The sequence below is a fragment of the Pseudomonas peli genome (genome assembly GCF_050563605.1).
Lineage (GTDB): Bacteria > Pseudomonadota > Gammaproteobacteria > Pseudomonadales > Pseudomonadaceae > Aquipseudomonas > Aquipseudomonas peli_A.
On record NZ_JBNXUH010000453.1, the window covers coordinates 1 to 245 of the forward strand.

Consider the following 245-nt stretch of genomic DNA (forward strand, 5'->3'; position numbering starts at 1 on the left):
CCTCGGGGGGCGTCGCGGCCCGCGTCAGATGTGTATAAGAGACGGCCCGCCCCCGTCCACCGCCCCCCTGCGCCTGCAATCCCACACCCCCCAGTACGGCAACCGTGAACACCTGATGCTGGTGCGCGACATCACCCGCCTGTATCAGCTGGAGCAGATGCGCAAAGACTTCGTCGCCAACGTCTCCCACGAGCTGCGCACGCCGCTGACAGTAATCTCNNTGTCTCTTATACACATCTSMSRCT

General features: G+C 63.6%; 1 pseudogene. It reads left to right on the plus strand.

What is annotated here, in order from left to right:
* Window positions 1–61 precede the first annotated feature (61 nt).
* Window positions 62–245 (plus strand): annotated as a pseudogene (locus ACQ4LH_RS22215) (histidine kinase dimerization/phospho-acceptor domain-containing protein); the annotation flags it as partial.